Here is a 20,669-nt window from a genome sequence, read left to right on the forward strand (position 1 = left end):
GGGCAGCCGGGTACGTCGCCGTGCGGCGACGTACCCGGCAGTTCCGGTCATTGCGAAAGCACGCATGGGCGCGCACCGCGCCCGTCCGGGTCAGGCGCTGCCAGCGCAGCCGGCCGCCGGTCAGGGCCATCACCAGCGACTGGATCACCACGAGGTACAGCTGAACGCCAACCCCGGCGCCGGGCGCACCGGGCCGCCGGCGCGATGATGGCGTTCATGGGTATCGAGTTCGTGGTGGATCCGGAACTTGGCGGGGATCTGCGCCGGCGGATCGTGGCGCTCTGGGTCGAGGTCACCAACGCGGGCGGCGCGGTGGGCTTCGTCGCGCCGGTCACCGCCGACGAGGTGCGCCCGGTCGCCGACGCCTCGCTCGCGGCCGTCGCGGACGGCACCGACCGGCTGCTGATCGGTCTCGACGGCGGTGAACTTGTCGCGCTGCTCTTCGTGGCCAGCAACCGGTTCGTGCTCAAGGACCACTGGCGGGTGCTCAAACGCGTGATGGTCACCCCGCGCATCCAGGGGCGCGGCTACGGCGCCGCCCTGATGCGCGAAGCTGAGAAGGTCGGCCGCCAGATGGGTCTCGCGGCCTTCCAGGTCACGGTGCGCGGCGGCGAGAACATCGAGGGCTTCTACGCCCGGCTCGGCTACCGCGAGGTGGGCCGGCTGCCGGGCGCGCTGCGGGTGGCCCAGGACGACGACCGGGACGAGATCCTCATGTGGTTGTCACTCGGCTGAGGACCGCGCAGGCCGCCGGGCGGCGACGCAGCTGGGGGGTGATTGCGTCGCCGCCGGCGGCCTGGCAGCCGCGCACACGCAGGTGGGTGGGTCCGGGTGCGCGGCGGGGGTGGGGCGCGGAAGTCTCAGTCGCAGCCGGCGGCTCCGGCGGCCAGGTCGACCGGTGCCTCGGCGGGCGCCTCGGTGGCGGCCGGTGCCGCCTCGGTCGACTCGAGCAGCGGGGCCGCCGAGGACGCCGCGGGGGCCGCGGACGACAGGCTGGGTTTCGGGGTGGCCTTCTTCTTCGCGGAGGTCGACTCGGCCCCGGGCGCCTTGACCGCCGAGCCCGACGACCCCGACCCGGTCAGGCGGGCCGTCGTCTTCTGGGTGGTGCCGGGCGACAACCTGATGCCCGAAACAGTGGTGCTCCGCCCGTACACGTCAGTGATTTTGATCTTGAATGGACCGCCGCCCGCGCCGGCGTCGATGATCCAGTAGTTGAAGTCCTCGCGATGCGTGCTCTTGCCGTTGACGGTGACCGAGGCGAGTTGGTTGGCGTGATTGTCGATCAGCACGGCCAGCCAGAACTTCGACGAGCCCTCCTTGACCCGGACGCTGATCGGGCCGGGCGTCCCCGGATTGGTGACCGTCTTGTAGCTGATCGGGATGATGCCGTCGATCTCGGCGCCGATCTTCTTGAACGCGGTCCGGCTCAGGTCGATGTGCCCGGGCCCGCACTCGGGGCACTGGTCGGTGACCTTGACCCGCACCTTGCCCTTGGGGCCGGACACATCCAGGTATGAGCCGCAGGCCGCACCGTTCGAGTATTCGTTCGGGCCGAGCGCCACGAACAGGTCGTCGGCCGGCGAATTCGGGAACGAGCAGTTGCCCATGCTGGCGGCCAGGTCGTAGAACGTCGCCTTGCCCTTCTTGGCCGACGTCGACGGCGGGGCGGCGCAGGCCGAGCCCGAGTTCTGCAGCAAAAGCGCGACGCCGAGAACCGCGGACAGGAGCACGGCGCCGCCGGCGGCGAGCCAGCGGGGCGAAAGCAGACGAGGTCCGGTCACGGTGACGGATATTGCGCGGCCGGACCCGTACGCGGCAACGTTCCTAAGAGAGTCCTAAGACATAAGCGACACGAGTCACCGGAGAGAGTGACCGATCAGGTCAATACGGTGACCGGGTCACCAACACGCAGTGATCCACCGTTCGGGTCCATCGGGATCAGCGCGCGGGCAAACAGGAGCCCCCGCGCGAACCTCCGATACCGTCCCAACACGAAGAGTGGCTGTCGGCCCCTCTCCGCGGTGTCCTGATCGATTGTGGTGACTACGCACCGTGGACAAGGGTTGGCCACCCGCAGTGTCAGGTCGCCGATCCGCAGGCGCTTGCCGGTCCACTCGTCCTCGGCCCACGGCGCGGCGCCGGCGATCACCACGTTGGGCCGGAACCGGGCCATCGGCACCGGGTCGTCGCCCGACTCGACCAGCCAGTCGTTGAGCGCGGACAGCGACGCCTCGTTGGCGGCCAGGAGCGGGAAGCCGTCGGCGAAGTTGACCGGATCAGTCGCGTACTCCCGATCGGGAATCGACCGCCCGGTCGGGTCGGCCTGCCAGACCAGCCGCGCCGGCCGGCCCAGGAACGCGCTGACCCAGGCCGCAGCATCGCCGGAACCGGCGACCCGGGCCGGCGCCGCGGCGTGCGCGCGGAAGACCCGGACGAACTCCCCGGACCCGTCGACCGACCCGTCGACCGGCTCGTCGACCACGAACGCGGGCCGGCCGGGCGCGACGAGTTCCAGGCCACCCGGCCGCTCCCGCACGGTGAGCAGGGCGATCCGCGGTTCGTCCCGCTGGGTCAGCCCGACGCCGTCCGCGTCGACCAGCAGCCAGCGCCGGTCGCCGGCCAGGCCCCAGGGCTCGACCACCGCCGCGTCGTGCTCGATCCGGCGACACCCTTTGACCGGGTACGTGAACAACCCCGTGATCCGCATACGCTCATGCGACGTCGCGCAGGACGAGGCCGTCAAGCATCGCGGCCGGTCCGCCGCCGAACGACAGGACCCGGTTGCGCACCGGGCCGGGTAGCCGCGGCAGCAGACGCATCGCCTGCGCGGACAGCCAGACCTGGGCGGCGGTGCGCGGCACGATCGCGTTCAGGATGGTCGGCCCGATCCGCCGGCTGTGCCGGACCGGCTCGGCGAGCACCGCCTCGTACCTCGCCAGGGCGCCGTCGATGCCGTTCCGCAATTCCGAGGCGAGCACGTACGCACCGGCGGCCGCGAGGCTGGTGCCGCCGCCGACCGCCGGCCCCGGGCCGTACCCCGCGTCGCCGACCAGCGTGATCCCCGCCCGCGACCACGAGTCCATCCTGATCTGCGAGATGTCGTCGAGGTAGAAGTCGTCGGCCGCGTCGAGGTGGTCGAGCACCGCGCTCACGCGCGGGCCCAGCGAAGTGCCGACCAGCTGGCGGAGGACCTTCCGCTGGGCGGCCGGGTCACGCCGGTCGTGCGGGATCTCGTCGGGCGTACGCGCGAGAAAGAGCGCCCGGCTCAGGCCCGGCACCAGCGTGGGGTAGACGGTGGCGGCGAGCCCCGGCGCGGTGAACGCGGCGACCGTGGGCCCGGTCTGCAGCACGTCGGGCACGGTGTAGACGGCCAGGTAGGCGCCGAGGAAGTGGCGGTAGTCGCGCTCCGGCCCGAAGGCCAGCTCGCGCACCCCCGAGTGCAGCCCGTCCGCGCCCACCACCAGGTCGGCGTCGACCGTGCGGCCGTCGGAGAGCAGCGCCGAGGTGCCGTCCAGCCGCTCGATCACGGTCCCGAACCGGTAGTCGACATCGTCCCGGGTGGCCTCGTACAGCAGGCCGGCCAGCGTGCCCCGCATGATCTCGACGTGCTGGTCGGCGATGCCGCCGACCAGGTCCGCGGTGGCCACGGTGATCGGTCTTCCGCCGGGCCGCAGCAGGGTGATGCTGTCATTGCGGGTACGCGCGGCGCGTACCCGGTCCGCCAGGCCCATCCGCGCGATCACCTCGACGGCCGGCCCGAACAGGTCGACGGCATGGCCGCCGTCGCCGGCCCGCATGTCGGCGGCCCGTTCCACCACGGTGACCCGCCAGCCGTAGCGGTTGAGCCAGTAGGCGAGCACCGGTCCGGCGACGCTCGCGCCGGAGATCAGAGCATGCATGGTCCCTCCGTTTGTTTACCTATCGGTCAGTAAACAACCCGGAGTCAATAGAATCCCCTCGTGCCACGAGCCCGGACCACCGAGACCGCCGACCGCATCCGCGACGCGGCGCTGGAGCTGATCGCCGAGAAGGGCCTGCACCAGGTCAGCCTGCGGGAGATCGCCGAGCGGGTCGGCATCACGAAGCCGGCGCTCTATTACCACTTCGCGTCCCGCGAGGAACTCGTGCGCAGCCTGGTCCAGCCGTTCATCGACGACGTGGAGGTGGCACTGGCCCCGTTCGGCCCCGGCGCCGGCCCGCGGGAACTGCTCGGTGCGTACTTCGACGTCACGTACCACCACCGCGACGTCACCGCCATGATCATGCGAGACCCGAGCATCCTGGCCGTGGTCGACCTGACCACCGCCGTCGCACAGTGGCGCCGCCGGATGGTCGCGATCCTGGCCGGCCCGGCGCCGTCGCTGGCCATGCTGGCCCGGGCTCAGATGGCGATCGGCGGCCTCGGCGACTGCACGGTCGTGCTGCCGGACGCGCCGGCCGCCGAACTGCGCGAGGCGGTTCTGGACGCCGCCTGCGACACCCTGGGCTGCGACACCCGGGGTCACACGCAGGAGATCATTTCGGACAGCCGCCAGCCCAACGCTTCGTCGTAGAGGTAGGTCAGCACGCCGGTCACGCCGCCCTTGTCGTCGGTGAACGTGAAGTCGGCCTGCTCCGCCGTCTCGCGCGCCACGTTCAGCTTCCCGGCGAACGCACCGCCCTGCGCGGCCGCGAACGCGACCGCCTGCTCCTTGGCCGGCCGCTCGTCCCGCTTGGTGTCGTCGTGGTCGACCCGGGTCGAGGTGGTGTTTCCACCCGCGCACGCCAGCAGCGACTCGGCCGACGACGGCGGCGCCGCCTGCGGTTGCGGCCCGGCATCGGCCTTCGACTCCGCTCCCCCGCAGCCCGCCATCCCCGCGGCGGCGACCAGAAACACCACGGCGGCTATCCGCAGCCGACTGTCCATCGACGACTCCTCCTACCATGCAGGGCGTGACGCGCAGGTGGATCTTCCCGGTCGCGGCGCTGGCCGTGTCCGGCAGCGTCGCACTTCTGCTGATCAACCCGACGACCCGGCGGATGCCCGAGGTGACGGCGGCCCGCTCGCAATGCCAGCAGTTCCCCGCATCCACCTCACCCGCCGAGACCGCGCTGATCCCGGACCGGCGCTACCACAGCCTGCAACTCTGCCCCGCAGCCTCCACCACCGCCTGGACCCCCACCAAATTCATTGATAAACGTGAATCTATCAACCTCGTGAGACGGCTCAGCAGCCTCCCCACCACTCCCGGCGAAGGCCCCTGCCCCGACCCGCCCACCGACCGGTGGGACCTGATCCTGAGCAGCGGCCTGGAGAGGCTGACAATCCGCCTCGACCTGGGCCGCTGCGACACCGTCAGCCGAGCCGGCGTCCTCCGCTACGGCGCCACGGCGCTGCACCGAGACCTCACCACCCTGATCGACGACGGCGGCACCTGACGGCGCTTCCGCTGCTTGAGGTCGCGCTTCCGGGGACCGCCCCGCCCGGTGGCACGGCGCTCGCCCAGCCCTTTTTGCCGCAAACGTCCCCAGCTGGCGCGTGTCCCCGGCGGCCCATCAGCGTCCGGCTAGCCGCCGTCATTGCGGGACGAAAGGGTCGCCGGAACACCGTGCCGCCGAGCCTCTCTGGAGAGGCTCGGAAGCGGGCGTCCGTCCTACGGGGTCGTGCAGGTGAAGGTCGGGGTGGTGGCGGTGCCGGTGGCCAGGAAGCCGAACGTGGCCGAGGCGCCGGCGGCCAGCGCGCCGTTGTAGCTCTCGTTGGCCACCGCGGCGTTTGTGCCGCCCACCGTCAGTTTGCCGTTCCAGACCTGGTTGATGGTCTGGCCGCTCGCCAGGGTCCAGCGGGCCGTCCAGCCGTTGATGGCCGCACTACCGGCGATCACCGTCACCTCGCCCTGGAAGCCGCCCGACCACGTGTTGGTGGTCCGGTAGCTCGCGGTGCAGGCTCCCGTGGCCGGCGGGGTCGTGGGCCCGGTCGTCGGCGGCGTGGTGGGGCCGGTGGTCGGCGCCGTGGTGGGCGGTGTGGTCGGCGCCGTCGTGGGCGGCGTGGTGGGGGCCGTCGTGGGCGGCGTGGTCGGGAGGGCCGGGCTGCCCTGGGCGGCGTAGTCCAGGTACTCCTCGATGTTGCGGTAGCCGTCGTTGTCGGCGTCGCCGTTGTGGTCGGCGGTGGCCGGGTTGAAGCCGTTTGCGGACTCCCAGGCGTTCGGCATGCCGTCGCCGTCGGTGTCCCAGCCGGTGGCGCGGTTGACCTGGGCGGCGTTCCACGCGTTGTTCCACTCGGTGGAGTTCGGCTCGTTCGGGACGGCGCCGCTGGTCGAGCGGGTCTCGCTGACCACGCGGGTGTCTACGGCGTCGCGGGACCACCAGAAGGCGCCGGCGCGGTCGAGGACCTTGGTGAGCGACGCGGACGCCGACTCGGTGGTGACGTTGGGGACCGGGAAGCGTGACGACCGCTGGGTGGGCACCGAGGTGAAGCGGTTCCAGCTCGCGTCGCTGCCGTTGGTCAGGTTCGAGTCGCCGTCGTAGTCGGCCCTGTTGCCGGAGATGTACGCGCTGGTGCCGGCGGCGCCGACGAACACCTCGGGGTTGCTCGAGTTGTGCCGCAGGTACGTGTTGCCGACGAAGTTGGCGTTCGCGTTCTGGTCGGCGCCGCTGTAACCGCCGCCCTCGAACACGACGTTGTTGCTCCACTCCACGTAGTTCACCGCGCCGGTCTCGTTGCCCAGCCTCGGCAGGCGGCTCTTGTGATGCGCGAACAGGTTGTGGGTGTAGGCGATGTTCGAGCCGGTCACATCGCTGCCGACCAGGGCACCGTAGCTGTGCCCGTTGTAGTTCAGGCCGTCCGACACGATCGCGTACTGGACCGAGATCTGGCCGGCCGCGTCGCTGGCGCTGATGCCCTCGTCGTCGTGCCAGCTGACCGACACGTGGTCGACGATGATGTTGGTGCCGGTCAGCCACAGGCCGTCGTTGGTCGCGGTGCCGGGGTTGGCCTGGTCCTTGCCGGGGCGGAACTTCACGTGCCGGATGACGATGTTGCTGCCGGTCACCTTGGTGGCCTGACCCATGATCGTGATGCCGGGCTTGGGGGCGGTCTGGCCGGCGATGGTCAGGTTGCTCTTGCCGATGCTCAGCCAGCCGTTGCGGCCGCCGGGCGAGAGCTTGATGGTGCCGGCTACGTCGAACACGATCGTCCGGCCGGTGCTCGGGGCGTTGGCGATGCCGTAGCGCAGCGAGCCGGGCTGCGGGCTGTTCGCGTTGTCGGTCAGGTTGGTGACGTGGTAGATGTCGCCGCCCCGGCCACCGGTGGCGTTCATGGCCGGGCCGGCGGCGCCGGGGAAGGCCGCAGCGGTCGCGGCACTGGCCGGCGGGCCGGTCAGCACCAGGCCGGCCAGCATGAGCGTGCCGGCCGCGGCCAGGGCCAGGGCGGAGCGGGTGAACGCGGTTCTGTTCACGGGGGGATCCTCCAATGCTTCTCGCATACGTAGATGCACGTCGATCGCCCGCATAACACTCGACAGAACCTAGCCGTATGAAAGTTTTTATGCATACGCTATGGGCGTGAATGACGAAGTGGTCAGAACGGTGGCCGACCTCTTCCTCGGCGCCCGGCTCACGCCGACCCAGCGCCGCATCGCACACTGCCTGGTCGAGCACGCCGCCAAGGCCGCCTACCTGTCCGCCGCCGAGGTGGCCGAGCTGGCCGGGGTGAGCCAGCCGTCGGTGACCCGGTTCGCCATGGCGCTGGGCTACGAGGGCTATCCGGCGCTGCGCCGCGAGCTGCGCTCGCTGACCGGGCCGCAGGCGGCTGCGCCGGCCGAGGGCAACCCCATGCAATTGGCCGTACGCGCGGAGGCCGCGCACCTCGAGCGGCTGCACCACGACCTGGCCCGCCTCGACGACGTGCAGCGGGCCGCCGGCCTGCTGGTCCGCAGCCGGCCGCTGCCGGTGCTCGGGCTCCGGGCGGCGGCGCCGCTGGCCGGCTACTTCGGGTACTTCGCGGCCAAGGTCCATCCGGACGTCCGGGTGCTGGACAGCGGCGGCACCCAGCTGCTGGACCGGCTCGATCAGGCCCGCGCGGCCGGCGCCGGTGCGATGCTGGCCGTGGTGCTGCCGCGCTACCCACGCGAGTCGCTGGACGCCGTCCGGGAGGCCCGCGCGAGCGGGTACGCGGTGGTGGCCATCACCGACTCGGCGGTCAGCCCGGTGGCCGAGGCCGCCGACGTGGTGCTGCCCGCCGCGGTCGGCACGCAACTGGTGTTCGACCTGCACACCGGCCCGATGGCGATGGCCATGGTGCTGTTGCAGGCGATGTGTGACGCCGCGCCGGAACCGGTGCAGCGACGGCTGGAGGAGTTCGAGGCGACCGCGAGCCGCCGGCACATATTCGAGGCGTGAAGGAGGGCGACGATGCCGGAGATCCGCGCCGCGCACGGCAGCGCGTACACCGCAATGGGTTGGCCGCAGGAAGCCGCCAAGCGGATGCTGATGAACAACCTGGACCCCGACGTGGCCGAAAGGCCTCAAGATCTTGTGGTGTACGGGGGAACCGGGCGCGCCGCTCGGGACTGGCCCTCGTTCCACGCGATCGTGCGCGAGCTCGACCGGCTGCGCGGCGACGAGACGCTGCTGGTGCAGTCCGGCAAGCCGGTCGGGGTGTTCCGCACGCACGAGTGGGCGCCGCGGGTGCTGATCGCCAACTCCAACCTGGTGGGCGACTGGGCGACCTGGCCCGAGTTCCGGCGGCTGGAAAAGCTCGGGCTGACCATGTACGGGCAGATGACCGCGGGCTCGTGGATCTACATCGGCACCCAGGGCATCCTGCAGGGCACGTACGAGACGTTCGCGGCGGTGGCGGCCAAGCGGTTCGGCGGCACGCTGGCCGGGACGCTGACGCTGACCGCGGGGTGCGGCGGGATGGGCGGGGCGCAGCCGCTCGCGGTAACCATGAACGGCGGGGTCTGCCTCGTCGTCGACGTGGACCGCGCGCGGCTTCAGCGCCGGGTCGAGACGCGGTACCTGGACACGATCGCGGACAACCTGGACGCGGCGTTAAAGCAGGCTATGTCGGCTAAATCGGACCGACGGGCAGTCTCGATCGGGGTGGTCGGGAACGCCGCCGAGGTGTTCCCCCGGCTGCTCAATTCCGAGATCGACATCGTCACCGACCAGACCAGCGCCCACGACCCGCTCAGCTACATCCCGCTCGGCGTCGAGGTCGGCGACGCGGCCGGCTACGCCCACGACAAACCGGATGAATACACCGACCGGGCCCGGCAGAGCATGGCCGTCCACGTCGAGGCCATGGTCGGCTTCCTGGACCGCGGCGCCGAGGTGTTCGACTACGGCAACTCGATCCGCGGCGAGGCCCAACTGGCCGGCTACGAGCGCGCCTTCGCGTTCCCCGGCTTCGTCCCCGCGTACATCCGACCGCTTTTTGCCGAAGGCAAGGGACCCTTCCGGTGGGCCGCGCTCTCCGGTGACCCCGCCGACATCGCCGCCACCGACCGGGCGGTGCTCGACCTCTTCGGAGAAAACGAGGCGCTGGCCCGCTGGATCCGGATGGCCGGCGAGCGGGTGGCGTTCCAGGGCCTGCCCGCCCGGATCTGCTGGCTCGGTTACGGCGAACGCGACAAGGCCGGCGTCCGGTTCAACGAGATGGTCGGCAAGGGTGACCTCAAGGCGCCCATCGTGATCGGCCGCGACCACCTCGACGCCGGGTCGGTGGCCTCGCCGTACCGGGAAACCGAGGCGATGCTCGACGGCTCGGACGCGATCGCCGACTGGCCGCTGCTGAACGCCATGCTGAACACGGCCAGCGGCGCCACCTGGGTGTCGCTGCACCACGGCGGCGGCGTCGGTATCGGCCGGTCGATCCACGCCGGGCAGGTGTGCGTGGCCGACGGCACCGCGCTGGCCGGCCAGAAGATCGAACGGGTGCTCACCAACGATCCCGGAATGGGCGTGATCCGGCACGTGGACGCGGGCTACGAGTCGGCCGCCGCGGCCGGCGTGCAGATTCCGATGAAGCCGTGACCGGCGAGTCCCGGGCCCAGGGCTTTCCGGCGCTGTGGGGCGAGATCGCGGAGATCGGCCGGACCGCGGGCGGCGGCTATCTGCGGTACGCGCTGACCGAGCCCGACCTGACCCTGCGCGACTGGTTCCGGATCCAGGCGCACCGCCGGGACATGCCGGTCACCGACGACGGCAACGGCAACCTGTTCGCCTGGTGGGGCGACCAGTGGGGGCGCGGCGCCGTGCTGACCGGCTCGCACTTCGACTCGGTACCGCACGGCGGCGGCTACGACGGGCCGCTCGGCATCGTGAGCGGCTTCCTCGCGGTCGACCGGCTGCGCGCGGCCGGTCACGCGCCCAGGTCGCCGCTGGCCGTGGTGGCGTTCGCCGAGGAGGAGGGCGGCCGGTTCGGACTGCCCTGCCTGGGTTCCCGGCTGCTCGCCGGCGCGATCGAACCGGCCGTCGCGGCCGCGCTCACCGACCGCGACGGGGTGACCTTCGGCGAGGCGCTCGGCGGGCTGCCGGCCGGTCCGCTGCCGGGGCTCAAGGACCGGGTGAAGGCGCTTGTCGAACTGCACATCGAGCAGGGCCGGCAACTCGAGGTGCCGGTCGGGGTGGCCAGCGCGATCTGGCCGCACGGGCGCTGGCGGTTCGACTTCACCGGGCACGGCGACCACGCCGGCACCACCCGGATGGCCGACCGCCGCGACCCGATGCTGACCTTCGCGTACACCGTGCTGGCCGCCAACGAGGAGGCCCGGCTGACCGGCGCGCACGCCACCATGGCCCGGGTCGAGGCCGAGCCGAACGCCACCAACGCCATCCCGTCGCTGGTCCGGGGCTGGCTGGACGCCCGGGCCGCCGATCCGGCCACGATGGACGCCCTGGTCGAGGTGGTGGTGAAGCGGGCCACCGAACGCGCCGGCCGGGACGGCACCGAAGTGGTGGTGACGCCGGAGTCGCTGAGTGCCGAGGTCACGTTCGACACGGCGCTGGCCGGCCGGATCGCGGAGCTGCTCGGCGGCGCCCCGATCCTGCCGACCGGCGCGGGTCACGACGCGGGCGTGTTGTCGGCGCACGTGCCGACGGCGATGCTGTTCGTGCGCAATCCGACGGGCATCTCGCACTCGCCGGCCGAGCACGCCGAGGACGCCGACTGCGAGGCGGGGGTCGAAGCGCTGGCCACGGTGCTGGGCGAGCTGACATGAGTGCCTATTTCGCGGAGTATGCATTTCTCGGCGGGCAAATCGCCCGAGACGTTCGCATTGAGGTCGCGGACGGCGTTGTCAGTGCGGTCACGGCCGGGGCGGCGCCGGCCGGGGAGATGCTCGACGGGCTCGTGCTGCCCGGATTTGCCAACGTCCACTCGCATGCCTTTCACCGGGCCCTGCGCGGGCGCACGCACGCCGGGCGGGGCAGTTTCTGGAGTTGGCGGGAACGGATGTACGAGGTGGCCGCCAGCCTCGACCCGGACAGTTATTTCGCGCTGGCCCGGGCGGTCTATGCCGAGATGGCGCTGGCCGGCATCACCGCGGTCGGCGAGTTCCACTACCTGCACCACGCGCCCGGCGGTGCCCGGTATGCCGATCCGAACGCCATGGGTCACGCGCTGATCGCCGCGGCCGCCGAGGCCGGAATCCGGATCACCCTCCTGGACACGATCTACCTTCAGTCCAGTGTGGACGGCGCTCCCCTGGCGGGCGTCCAGCGTCGCTTCGGCGACGAGACCCCCGAGCGCTGGCTGGGGCGGGTGGCTGAGCTCTCTGCCGCGCCGCATGCCCGGGTGGGTGCGGCAATTCATTCCGTACGCGCATTGGCAGCGCACCACCTCAAAGAATTGGGCGGCCACCGGCCCTTGCACGTCCACCTGTCCGAGCAGGTGGCCGAGAACGACCAGTGCCGGGCCGTGCACGGCTGCTCCCCCACCGAGTTGCTGGACCGCCACGGCGTGCTGGGCCCGGACACCACCGCGGTGCACGCCACCCACCTGACCGACCACGACGTGCGCCTGCTCGGCGGCTCCGGCACCGGGGTCTGCCTGTGCCCCACCACCGAACGCGACCTGGCCGACGGCATCGGCCGGGCCCGGGACCTGGCTGACGCGGGCGCACCGCTGAGCCTGGGCAGCGACAGCCACGCGGTGATCGACATGTTCGAGGAGATCCGCGGCGTCGAGATGAACGAGCGCCTGGCCAGCCACGAGCGCGGCCGGTTGACGGTGGCCGAACTGATCGCCGCCGCGACCGCGCACACCGCGCTGGGCTGGCCGGACGCCGGCGCGATCGCCCCGGGCCGGCGCGCCGACCTGGTCTGCGTGCGTCTCGACTCGGTACGCACGGCCGGCACCGACCCGGCCGAGGCGGTCCTGGCGGCCACCGCAGCCGACATGACTCGCGTGATCGCGGACGGCCGCACGATAGTCGCCGACAGCCGGCACACCACGATCGACGTGCCGCGCGCCCTGGCCGAGGCCATGCCATGAAAGCCGCGCCCGTGACGCTGCTCATCGACAACATCGGCGAACTCGTCACCAACCACGACGGCGACGGGCTGCTCGGGCTGCGGCACGACATGGCCGTACTCGTCGACGGCGAGCGGATCGCGTGGGTCGGGCCACACGCGGAAGCCCCGGCCGCGGACCGGCGGATCGACGCGGACGGCGCCGCGGTGCTGCCCGGGTTCGTGGACAGTCACGCCCACCTGGTTTTCGCCGGTGATCGGGCCGGGGAGTTCGCGGCGCGGATGGCCGGGGAGCCGTACACCGGCGGCGGCATCCGGACCACCGTGGCCGCCACCCGGGCGGCGAGCGACGACGACCTGCGCCGGCGCGCGGGCCGGCTGGTGGCCGAGTGCCTCCGGCAGGGCACCACGACCGTCGAGATCAAGAGCGGGTACGGGTTGAGCGTCGCGGCGGAGGCGCGGTCGCTGCGGATCGCCCGGGAACTGACCGAGGAGACGACCTTCCTGGGTGCGCATGTGGTGCCGGCCGGCGACGACCCCGACGAGTATGTGGACCTGGTTCGCGGCCCGATGCTCGACGCGTGTCTCGCGTACGCCAAATGGGTTGATGTTTTCTGTGAGCGGGGAGCCTTCGACGAGGACCAGTCGCGCGCGGTGCTGACCGCCGGTGCGAAACACGGGCTCGGGCTGCGGGTGCACGCGAACCAGCTGGGCGTGGGGCCGGGCGTGCGGCTCGCCGTCGAACTCGGTGCCGCCAGCGCCGACCACTGCACCCACCTGAGCGGCGCGGACGTGGACGCGCTGGCCGGCTCGGCGACGGTGGCCACGCTGCTGCCGGGTGCCGAATTTTCGACCCGCTCGCCCTATCCGGACGCGCGCCGGCTGCTCGACGCGGGCGTGACCGTGGCGCTGGCGACCGACTGCAACCCCGGCTCGTCCTACACCTCCTCGATGCCGTTCTGCGTCGCTCTCGCCGTACGGGAAATGCGAATGACACCTGCCGAGGCCGTGCGTGCCGCCACTCTCGGCGGAGCCCGCGCGCTGCGGCGCGACGACATCGGGCTGGTGCGTCCGGGTGCGCGCGCCGACCTGGTCGTGCTCGACGCACCCTCGCACCTGCACCTGGCTTACCGGCCGGGTGTGCCGCTGATCGAAACCGTCGTGCACAACGGAGTCCCACGATGATCGTCACAGTCCAGCCCACCGGCGTGACCCCGGCCGACGTGCTCGCGGTCGCGCGCGGCGACGCCCGGGTCGAGATCGCCGCCGCCACCGTCGCGGCGATGGCCGCCAGCCGCGCCATCGTCGACCGGATCGAGGCGTCCGGCCGGCCCGTCTACGGCGTGTCCACCGGATTCGGCGCGCTGGCCGGCACCTCGATCGCACCGGCACGCCGGGCCGAACTTCAGCACGCGCTGATCCGCTCGCACGCCGCCGGGATCGGCGCGCCGATGCCGCGCGAGGTGGTGCGGGCCATGATGCTGCTGCGGCTGCGGTCGCTGGCGCTCGGCCATTCCGGGGTGCGCCCGGCGCTCGCGCAGGGGCTGGCCGACCTGCTGAACAACGACGTGACCCCGTGGGTGCCGGAACACGGCTCGCTGGGCGCGTCCGGCGACCTGGCCCCGCTCGCGCACTGCGCCCTGGTGCTGCTCGGCGAGGGCTGGGTGCTCGGCAAGGACGGCGCCCGGGTGACCGCCGCCGAGGCGCTGCACAACGCCGGCCTGGCCCCGCTCGGCCTGGCCGCCAAGGAGGGCCTCGCACTGATCAACGGCACCGACGGCATGCTCGGGATGCTGCTGCTCGCCCTCGACGACGCCCGCCACCTGTTCGCCATGGCCGACCTGACCGCGGCCCTGGCGATCGAGGCGATGCTCGGCTCGGAGCGCCCGTTCCGGCCGGAGCTGCACGCCATCCGCCCGCACCCCGGCCAGGCCGTCTCGGCCGCGAACATCCACCGCCTGCTACAGGACTCGACCATCATGGACTCGCACCGCGACGACCTGGCGCACGCCGTGCAGGACGCGTACTCGATGCGCTGCGCTCCCCAGGTGGCCGGCGCGGCCCGGGACACCCTGGACTTCGCCGCCACGGTCTGCGCCCGCGAGTTGGTCTCGGTGGTCGACAACCCGGTGGTGCTGCCGGACGGCCGGGTCGAGTCGACCGGCAACTTCCACGGCGCACCGCTGGGCTTCGTCGCCGACTACCTGGCGATCGCGGCCGCCGAGGTGGGCGCCATCGCCGAACGCCGGGTGGACCGCCTGCTGGACGTGACGCGATCCCGCGACCTGCCGCCGTTCCTGTCCCCCGACGCCGGCGTCAACTCCGGCCTGATGATCGCCCAGTACACCGCCGCCGGCATCGTCGCCGAAAACCGCCGCCTGGCCGCCCCCGCGTCGGTCGACTCCCTGCCCACCAGCGGCATGCAGGAGGACCACGTCTCGATGGGCTGGGCCGCGACCCGCAAGCTGCGCACGGTCCTGGACAACCTGACCAGCCTGCTCGCGGTCGAACTGCTGAGCGCGGTCCGGGGCCTGCAGCTGCGGGCGCCGCTGGTGCCGTCCCCGGCCGGCCGGCTGGCGATCACCGCGGTGGCGCCGTTCGCCGGCGAGCCCGGCCCGGACGTGTTCCTGGCCCCGGTGCTGGAACAGGCCCGCGCGGTGGTGCGCGGCCGGGAACTGCGCACCGAAGTCGAGGCGGCAGTGGGCGAGCTGTTGTAGTTAACGTTCACCGGGTTGACCCGGGTCGATTTGTGGATCCTCGTCCGCCGGCCATCGGACCGGTGCGTCGCCGGTGGTCGGCGGCGTGGGTCACGCCGTGCTGAACGTCCGGGTAGGTGTCGTCCGGCTCGACGGCGCGTGACCCCATCCAGCGTGCAGGTGGGTGGGGTGGTGGCGCCGCCCGGGGTGCGGGTGGCGATGGTGAACGCCGCAGCAAGGTCACGGTGCCCGGCGAACTGGCAGTGCGGGCAGCCGGCGGTGGTTGAGGGTGAAGGTGCCGTGGTACCAGCGGATCGGCATCAGGCCGCGGCGCCGGCGCGGGTATCGCACCTCGACGTCGCCGGCTTTGCGTCACGACATCTAGGCACATAGCTAGTATGGCGCGGCCCGGTCGACACCGGCAACCTTTGTGGCCACCGCACGAGAGAGGCTTCCACTGTGGACGACAGAGCCATCGTCATCGGGGCCGGCATCGGCGGGCTCGCGGTGGCGCGCGTGCTCAGCAGCCGGTACTCGCAGGTCACCGTGCTCGACCGGGACACGTTGCCGGACGGGGTCGCGCCCCGCCGCGGGGTGCCGCAGGGCGCGCAGCCGCACCTGCTGCTGATCGGCGGGCAGCGGGAGTTTGCCGACCTCTTTCCGGGACTTGAGGAGGAACTGATCGGTGCCGGCGGGGTGCCCTTCGACACCGGGCGCGACCTGGCGACGTTCCGGTTCGGGCGGCGGTGGCCCAGCGCGCCTACCGGGCTGGCGCCGGTCGGAGTGACCCGGCCGCTGCTGGAGGCGGCGGTGCGGGCCCGGGTGGCGAAGCTCGGCGGGGTGGCGTTCCGGGACCAGATCGCGGTTTCCGGGCTGGCCGGGGCGGACGGCGCGGTCACCGGGGTGGTCCTGGACACCGGCGAGACGTTGGAAGCGGCCATCGTGGTGGACTGCACCGGCCGGGGTTCGCGCTCCGACCGGTGGCTCGGTGCGCTGGCCCTGCCCGTACCGGAGCAGGTTGAAGTGAAGGTCGGGGTGAGTTACTCGACCCGGATCTACCGGCGCCGGCCCGGTGATCTGCCGGAGCCGTGGAAAGCCGCGTTCGTACTGCCCACCCCGCCCGGCGAGCGGATGTCGGGGGTGGCCATGCCGATCGAGGGCGACCGGTGGCTGGTCGGCATCGGTGGCTGGCACCTGCCGGACCCGCCGGCCGACGAGGCGTCCTTTGTGGCGTGTGCGCGGGCGCTGCCCGATCCGATCGTGGCCGACCTGATCGACCGGGCCGAGCCGCTCGGCGACGTGCAGGTGGCCAAGTTTCCGTCCAGCCGGCGGCGCCTGTTCGAGCAGATCGAGCAGCCGCCTGGCGGATACCTGACGGTGGGCGACGCGATCTGCAGCTTCAACCCGATCTACGGGCAGGGCATGAGCTGCGCGGCCATGGAGGCCACCGCGCTGGGCGCGGCGCTCGACCGGCACGGCCGCGCGGCGAGCCCGGAACTGGCCCGCGAGTTCTACGCGGCCGCCGCCGAGATCATCGCGACGCCGTGGCGATTCGCGGTAGGCGGGGACTTCAACTTTCCGGGCACGACCGGGCCGCGGCCCCGCGGGCACGCTTTCGGAGCCTGGTACGGGCGGCAGATCGCGTACGCCTCCCAGGTGGAACCGGCGATCAACACCGCGTTCGCCCGGGTGCAGCACCTGATCGAGCCCGCGTCGACGCTGTTCCGGCTCCGGTTCGCGGCCCGCGTGCTGCGGCTGGCGAGAAAACGGAGGCGCGAAAAGGCCCCGGCGGCGTAACTTCCCGATATGACGGACTACGACTTTCACGCCCTGCAGGCCCGCTGGCAGCCGGTGTGGGAGTCGCTCGACCTCTTCGGCGCCGGCCGCCCCACCGGCGGTGCGCGGCGCTACCTGGTCGACATGTTCGCCTATCCGTCCGGCGACCTGCACATGGGGCACGCCGAGGCGTACGCGATCGGCGACGCCCTGGCCCGGTACTGGTTCCAGCGCGGCTACGACGTGCTGCACCCGGTGGGCTGGGACGCGTTCGGGCTGCCGGCCGAAAATGCGGCCATCCGGCGCAACCAGCACCCGGCCGACTGGACGTACGCGAACATCGCCACCCAGGCCGCCTCGTTCCGCCGGTACGGCCCGTCCTTCGACTGGCGCACCCGCCTGCACACCAGCGACGAGTCGTACTACCGCTGGACCCAGTGGCTGTTCCTGCGCTTCCAGCGGCGCGGACTGGCCTACCGGCGGCTGTCCGCGGTCAACTGGTGCCCCGCCGACGGCACCGTGCTGGCCAACGAACAGGTGATCGCCGGCCGCTGCGAGCGCTGCGACACCGAGGTGACCAAGCGCGACCTGACCCAGTGGTTCTTCAAGATCACGGCGTACGCGGACCGCCTGCTGGACGACATGACCAAGCTGGAGGGCCACTGGCCGGCCCCGGTGCTGACCCAGCAGCGCAACTGGATCGGCCGGTCCCGCGGCGCGTATCTGAACTTCGGGACCATCGAGGTCTTCACCACCCGGCCGGACACGGTCTCCGGCGCCACCTTCCTGGTGGTGGCCCCCGACTCCGCGCTGGCCGACGAGCTGTGCGCCCCCGGCCAGCGCCCGTCGTTCGAAACCTACCGGACCGAGGTACGCCGCAAGTCCGAGCTGGACCGGATGGCCACCGACCGCCCGAAAACCGGCGTATTCCTGGGCCGGTACGCCCCCCATCCCTTCACCGGAGCCCCGGTCCCGATCTGGACCGCGGACTATGTGCTGGCCGCCTACGGCACCGGCGCCATCATGGCCGTACCGGCACACGACCAGCGAGACCTGGATTTCGCCCGCACTTTCGACCTGCCGGTGATCCCGGTAGCAGAAGACGTGCCCGATGCCGACGGGCCGGCCCGCGACGCGGCCATCGAGCGGGTCATCGCGGAGGCCGAGGCGCGCGGGGTCGGCCGGGGTGGGGTCAGTTATCGGCTGCGGGACTGGCTGCTGTCCCGGCAGCGGTTCTGGGGTTGTCCCATTCCGATCGTGCACTGCGGGCGGTGCGGTGAGGTGCCGGTGCCGGACGAGCAGCTGCCGGTCCGCCTGCCGGATCTGCGCGGCGCCGCGCTGACCCCGGCCGGAGTCTCACCGCTGGCGGCCGCGCGGGACTGGGTCGAGGTGCCGTGCCCGGCGTGCGGCGGGCCGGCCGAGCGGGACACCGACACGATGGACACTTTCGTGGATTCGTCGTGGTATTTCCTGCGCTACCCGAACCCGGACTACGCGGACGGGCCGTTCGACCCCGAGGCACTGCGCACGTGGCTGCCGGTCGACCAGTACGTCGGCGGCAACGAGCACGCCATCCTGCACCTGCTGTACGCCCGGTTCTTCACCAAGGTGCTGAAGGACCTGGGCCTGGTCGACTTCGACGAGCCGTTCCGCGCGCTGCTCAACCAGGGCCAGGTGATCCTGAACGGCGCCGCCATGAGCAAGTCCAAGGGCAACATGGTCGACCTGGGCGAGCAGCTGGACACGTACGGCGTGGATGCGATGCGGCTGACCATGCTGTTCGCCGGGCCGCCCGAGGACGACATCGACTGGGCCGACGTGTCACCGGCCGGCTCGGTGCGCTTCCTGGGCCGGGCGCTGCGGCTGGCCGGCGAGGTGCGGTCCGCCCCCGGCGCCGACCCCGCCACCGGTGACCAAGCGCTGCGCCGGGCCACCCACCGCCTGGTCCGGGTGATCACCGAGCTGATCGAGGCGCACCGGCTGAACGTGGCGGTGGCCCGCACCATGGAGCTGGTCAACGCGGCCCGCAAGCAGATCGACGACGGCCACGCCGGCGACCCCGCGGTGCGCGAGACCGTCGAGGCCGTCACGATCGTGCTGTCGCTGTTCGCCCCGTACCTGGCCGAGGAGATGTGGTCGCGCCTGGGTCACGAGCCGGGCGTCGCACACGCCGGCTGGCCGGCCGTGGACCCGGCGCTGGCGGCCGAGTCCACGGTGGTCTGCGCCGTCCAGGTCAACGGCAAGCTGCGCGACCGCATCGAGGTCCCGGCCGACATCACCGAGGCCGACCTGACCGCGCTGGCCCTGGCCTCCCCGGCCGCCGCCGGCCGGGCGGTGACCCGCACGATCGTCCGCCCGCCGAAACTGGTCAATCTGGTGGTGCAGCCCTGATCGCCGGCTCTAGCCGAGCAGCTCCTTGGCGATGACCTTGGACAGCTCGCGGAACGCCTTGCCGCGGTGGCTGATCGCGTCCTTCTCCTCGGCGGTCAGCTCGGCGTTGGTGCGGTTCTGGCCGTCGCCCAGGAAGATCGGGTCGTAGCCGAACCCGCCCTCGCCGCGCCGGGCCCGCAGGATGGTGCCGCGCTGCTTGCCCTCGACCAGGTGCTCGCGGCCGTTCGGCAGCACCAGCGCCGCGGCGCACACGAAGGCGCCGCCGCGCTGGCCGTCCGCCACGTCGGAGATCTGGGCCAGCACCAGGTCGAGGTTGGCCTGGTCGTCGCCGTGACCGCCGGACCAGCGGGCGCTGAACACGCCGGGCATGCCGTTGAGCGCGTCGACCGCCAGGCCGGAGTCGTCGGCCACGGTGGCCAGACCGGTCCGTGCGGCGCCCTCGCGGGCCTTGATCAGGGCATTTTCGCCGAACGTGAGGCCGGTCTCGGGCACCTCCGGGTAGTCCGGGAAATCGGCCAGACCGACCAGTGCGATGCGGTCGGTGCCCAGGGCCACGTCGAGGATCCGCTGGAGCTCGACGAGCTTCTTCTTGTTGGCGGTGGCGAGCAGCAGCCTCTTACTCACGACGCGAGCGCCTTCTGCTGGGCGGCGGCCAGCTCGGTGCAGCCCAGCAGGGCCAGGTCGAGCATGGCGTCCATCTGGTCGCGGCGGAACACGCCGTTTTCCCCCGTGCCCTGCACCTCGACGAAGTCGCCGTCGCCGGTGGCCACCACGTTCATGTCGACCTCGGCGGCGACATCCTCCACATACGCCAGGTCGAGGCGCGGCTCGCCGTCGATGATCCCGACGCTGACCGCCTGGATCGAGCGGTGCACCACCCGGTCGGACTTGCCGGCCAGCGCCTTCTTGTCGGCCAGCCAGGTCACCGCGTCGACCAGAGCCACATACGCCCCGGTGATCGCGGCCGTCCGGGTGCCGCCGTCGGCCTGCAGCACGTCGCAGTCGAGGACGATCGAGTTTTCGCCCAGTGCCTTGAGGTCGATGCAGGCCCGCAGGCTGCGCCCGATCAGGCGGGAGATCTCGTGCGTACGGCCGCCGATTTTGCCTTTGACGCTCTCCCGGTCACCGCGAGTGTTGGTGGCACGGGGCAGCATCGAATATTCGGCGGTGACCCAGCCGAGGCCGGACCCCTTGCGCCAGCGTGGCACCCCCTCGGTGACGCTGGCGGTGCAGAGCACCCGCGTGTTGCCGAACTCGACGAGGACCGAGCCCTCCGGATGGATGCTCCAGTGCCGGTTGAGGGTCACGGGACGCAGTTGATCGGCCGCTCGGCCGTCGGGTCGTGCCATGCCC

The 20,669-nt window shown here is 72.0% G+C and carries 18 protein-coding genes; 11 read left to right on the forward strand and 7 right to left on the reverse strand.

Going from position 1 to position 20,669, the window contains the following annotated elements; genetic code table 11:
* Window positions 1–216 precede the first annotated feature (216 nt).
* Window positions 217–735 (forward strand): GNAT family N-acetyltransferase, encoded by a 519-nt coding sequence (locus Ari01nite_RS15815; protein ID WP_203782007.1) that lies wholly within the window; start codon window positions 217–219, stop codon window positions 733–735.
* A 125-nt stretch (window positions 736–860) separates the two neighbouring features.
* Here the strand turns inward: Ari01nite_RS15815 and Ari01nite_RS15820 are convergent, their stop codons facing one another.
* From Ari01nite_RS15820 to Ari01nite_RS15830, 3 genes are all read right to left on the reverse strand, one after another.
* Window positions 861–1,781 carry an expansin EXLX1 family cellulose-binding protein gene (locus Ari01nite_RS15820; RefSeq protein WP_203782008.1) on the reverse strand — a complete coding sequence of 307 codons (921 nt, stop codon included), beginning with the start codon at window positions 1,779–1,781 and terminating at the stop codon, window positions 861–863.
* Window positions 1,782–1,876: 95 nt separating this feature from the next.
* Window positions 1,877–2,707, reverse strand: coding sequence for an MOSC domain-containing protein (locus Ari01nite_RS15825; protein WP_203782009.1), 831 nt, complete (start codon window positions 2,705–2,707; stop codon window positions 1,877–1,879).
* Window positions 2,708–2,711: 4 nt separating this feature from the next.
* Window positions 2,712–3,899: an FAD-dependent monooxygenase gene (locus Ari01nite_RS15830; RefSeq protein WP_203782010.1), complete on the reverse strand. Its 1,188-nt coding sequence runs from the start codon at window positions 3,897–3,899 to the stop codon at window positions 2,712–2,714.
* Between the two features lie 60 nt (window positions 3,900–3,959).
* On the opposite strand from Ari01nite_RS15830, the gene Ari01nite_RS15835 reads away from it, so the two are divergent.
* Window positions 3,960–4,553 (forward strand): TetR/AcrR family transcriptional regulator, encoded by a 594-nt coding sequence (locus tag Ari01nite_RS15835; protein ID WP_203782011.1) that lies wholly within the window; start codon window positions 3,960–3,962, stop codon window positions 4,551–4,553.
* Here the strand turns inward: Ari01nite_RS15835 and Ari01nite_RS15840 are convergent.
* Complete coding sequence (locus Ari01nite_RS15840; protein ID WP_203782012.1) at window positions 4,502–4,906, reverse strand: hypothetical protein; 405 nt, start codon at window positions 4,904–4,906, stop codon at window positions 4,502–4,504. The genes Ari01nite_RS15835 and Ari01nite_RS15840 overlap by 52 nt on opposite strands.
* A 26-nt stretch (window positions 4,907–4,932) precedes the next feature.
* Between Ari01nite_RS15840 and Ari01nite_RS15845 the strand changes: the two genes are divergently transcribed.
* A complete protein-coding gene (locus Ari01nite_RS15845) occupies window positions 4,933–5,418 on the forward strand; it encodes a hypothetical protein (RefSeq protein ID WP_203782013.1) in 486 nt (161 codons plus the stop codon).
* Between the two features lie 215 nt (window positions 5,419–5,633).
* Here Ari01nite_RS15845 and Ari01nite_RS15850 read toward each other — a convergent pair whose 3' ends face one another.
* Window positions 5,634–7,433 (reverse strand): cellulose binding domain-containing protein, encoded by a 1,800-nt coding sequence (locus tag Ari01nite_RS15850; protein WP_239162788.1) that lies wholly within the window; start codon window positions 7,431–7,433, stop codon window positions 5,634–5,636.
* 100 nt (window positions 7,434–7,533) lie between these two features.
* On the opposite strand from Ari01nite_RS15850, the gene Ari01nite_RS15855 reads away from it, so the two are divergent.
* The 8 genes from Ari01nite_RS15855 (at window position 7,534) to leuS (ending at window position 19,316) form a co-directional block, all read left to right on the forward strand.
* Window positions 7,534–8,376 carry a MurR/RpiR family transcriptional regulator gene (locus Ari01nite_RS15855; protein WP_203782014.1) on the forward strand — a complete coding sequence of 281 codons (843 nt, stop codon included), beginning with the start codon at window positions 7,534–7,536 and terminating at the stop codon, window positions 8,374–8,376.
* Between the two features lie 12 nt (window positions 8,377–8,388).
* A complete protein-coding gene (gene hutU / locus Ari01nite_RS15860) occupies window positions 8,389–10,014 on the forward strand; it encodes a urocanate hydratase (RefSeq protein WP_203782015.1) in 1,626 nt (541 codons plus the stop codon).
* Window positions 10,011–11,201 (forward strand): allantoate amidohydrolase, encoded by a 1,191-nt coding sequence (locus Ari01nite_RS15865; protein ID WP_203782016.1) that lies wholly within the window; start codon window positions 10,011–10,013, stop codon window positions 11,199–11,201. The genes hutU and Ari01nite_RS15865 overlap by 4 nt, the downstream gene beginning before the upstream one ends.
* Window positions 11,198–12,475: a formimidoylglutamate deiminase gene (locus Ari01nite_RS15870; RefSeq protein WP_203782017.1), complete on the forward strand. Its 1,278-nt coding sequence runs from the start codon at window positions 11,198–11,200 to the stop codon at window positions 12,473–12,475. The genes Ari01nite_RS15865 and Ari01nite_RS15870 overlap by 4 nt, the downstream gene beginning before the upstream one ends.
* On the forward strand, window positions 12,472–13,638 hold the full coding sequence (hutI, locus tag Ari01nite_RS15875) for an imidazolonepropionase (RefSeq protein ID WP_203782018.1): 1,167 nt from the start codon (window positions 12,472–12,474) through the stop codon (window positions 13,636–13,638). The genes Ari01nite_RS15870 and hutI overlap by 4 nt, the downstream gene beginning before the upstream one ends.
* Window positions 13,635–15,170 carry a histidine ammonia-lyase gene (gene hutH, locus Ari01nite_RS15880; protein WP_203782019.1) on the forward strand — a complete coding sequence of 512 codons (1,536 nt, stop codon included), beginning with the start codon at window positions 13,635–13,637 and terminating at the stop codon, window positions 15,168–15,170. Before hutI ends, hutH begins: the two co-directional genes overlap by 4 nt.
* 438 nt (window positions 15,171–15,608) lie before the next feature.
* Window positions 15,609–16,946, forward strand: a complete 1,338-nt coding sequence (locus Ari01nite_RS15885; protein ID WP_203782020.1) for an FAD-dependent oxidoreductase — start codon at window positions 15,609–15,611, stop codon at window positions 16,944–16,946.
* A gap of 9 nt (window positions 16,947–16,955) precedes the next feature.
* Window positions 16,956–19,316, forward strand: a complete 2,361-nt coding sequence (gene leuS, locus Ari01nite_RS15890) for a leucine--tRNA ligase (protein ID WP_203782021.1) — start codon at window positions 16,956–16,958, stop codon at window positions 19,314–19,316.
* A 9-nt stretch (window positions 19,317–19,325) separates the two neighbouring features.
* On the opposite strand, the gene rdgB is transcribed toward leuS, so the two are convergent.
* Both rdgB and rph read right to left on the reverse strand, forming a co-directional pair.
* Window positions 19,326–19,940: an RdgB/HAM1 family non-canonical purine NTP pyrophosphatase gene (gene rdgB, locus Ari01nite_RS15895; protein ID WP_203782022.1), complete on the reverse strand. Its 615-nt coding sequence runs from the start codon at window positions 19,938–19,940 to the stop codon at window positions 19,326–19,328.
* Window positions 19,937–20,665 (reverse strand): ribonuclease PH, encoded by a 729-nt coding sequence (rph, locus tag Ari01nite_RS15900; RefSeq protein ID WP_203782023.1) that lies wholly within the window; start codon window positions 20,663–20,665, stop codon window positions 19,937–19,939. Before rph ends, rdgB begins: the two co-directional genes overlap by 4 nt.
* Between the last annotated feature and the right edge of the window lie 4 nt (window positions 20,666–20,669).

Origin of the sequence: Paractinoplanes rishiriensis (genome assembly GCF_016862375.1) — a bacterium.
Lineage (GTDB): Bacteria > Actinomycetota > Actinomycetes > Mycobacteriales > Micromonosporaceae > Actinoplanes > Actinoplanes rishiriensis.